Below are 1,314 nucleotides of genomic sequence, written 5' to 3'. Positions count from 1 at the left end.
GCCAAGGCGCTCTCGCTCTATCTGGTCATGGCGATCGGCTTCAAGGGCGGGGCGGAAATGGCCGCCGGGGAGCTCAGCTGGACGGTCGGCGGGGCCATCCTGTCTGGCATTGTGCTCTCCGCGCTCCTGCCGGTGCTGGGCTTTGGCCTGCTGATGCTGACGACGAAGGTCGGGCGCATTGATGCAGCTGCCATTGCCGCCCATTACGGCTCGATTTCCATCGTTACCTTCATTGCCGCCAGCGATGCTGCAAGGTTTCTGCAAATCCCCGGTGAAGGCTTCATGGTGGCTGTCGCTGCGGCCATGGAAGCGCCGGCCATCATCACCGCGCTGATCCTTGCCGGCACTGCGGCGCGCGCCACGAAGGGTGCTTCGGCGAAGCCCGAAGGGCGCATGGAGGTGCTGAAGGAAATTGCGGTGAATGGTTCGATCGTGCTGCTGATCGGGGCCTTCTTCATCGGCTGGATGACAGGGCCGCGCGGCATGGAGGCGGTTTCGCCCTTCTTCAACGACATTTTCCGCGGCGTGCTCTGCCTCTTCCTGCTGGACATGGGGCTGGTTGCGGGGCGGGGCCTGCTTCGCAACTGGCGCGTCCTGCGTCCCGGCGTCATCGGCTTTGGCCTTTACATGCCGCTTATCGGCGCGCTGGCGGGGATGGGCGTCGGCCTCCTTGCCGGGCTGGATGCGGGCAGTCTGGGCCTTCTCATGACACTTGCCGCCTCGGCGAGTTACATCGCTGTGCCGGCCGCCTTGCGCCTTGCCTTGCCGGAGGCACGCCCAGCCATTTCCCTTACCCTCTCTCTCGGCATAACCTTCCCCTTCAACCTGGTGGCGGGCATTCCGCTCTATTTCTGGCTAGCCCGGCTCGTGACCGGTGCGGGAGTCTAGGCACATGCAGACCAGCCTGAAAAAACGCCTTGAGATCATCATTGAAATGCCTGCTGTGCCGCGCCTTGAAAGCGTGCTGCGCAAGGCGGGCGTGAAAGGCTGGACGGTCTTGCCGGCGAAATCCGGACAGGGGCGCAATGGCAACTGGGCGCGCGAGGGACAGATCACCGAGGCGGGGCGCATGGTGATGGTCCTGACCGTCATCGATCCCGCTGTGCTCGATACGGTTCTCGACAGCGTTTACGCACTGCTGGAACGCCAGATCGGCATTGTCATGGTGTCAGACGTACAGGTGGTGCGCGGTGACCGTTTCTAGAGGGATGCGCACCTCGCCGCTTGCGATCCCCGGTAGCGGGGACTAGACCGCCCTCATGATACCTGACCGCCTGCACGCGGGCTTTGCCCGCTTCCGTGCCGAACGCTTTG

At 64.0% G+C, this 1,314-nt stretch carries 2 protein-coding genes; both read left to right on the top strand.

What is annotated here, in order from left to right:
- Positions 1–888 (top strand): sodium-dependent bicarbonate transport family permease (locus ACTS2Z_RS01445; protein ID WP_442571455.1); only part of this gene is annotated, 888 nt, incomplete at its 5' end.
- Between the two features lie 4 nt (positions 889–892).
- On the top strand, positions 893–1,204 hold the full coding sequence (locus ACTS2Z_RS01440; RefSeq protein ID WP_442571454.1) for a P-II family nitrogen regulator: 312 nt from the start codon (positions 893–895) through the stop codon (positions 1,202–1,204).
- The last annotated feature ends 110 nt before the right edge of the window (positions 1,205–1,314 follow it).

Origin of the sequence: Glycocaulis sp. (genome assembly GCF_052168375.1) — a bacterium.
Lineage (GTDB): Bacteria > Pseudomonadota > Alphaproteobacteria > Caulobacterales > Maricaulaceae > Glycocaulis.
Note: the sequence above shows the minus strand (reverse complement) of the source record. Positions and strands in the feature narration are given on the sequence as shown.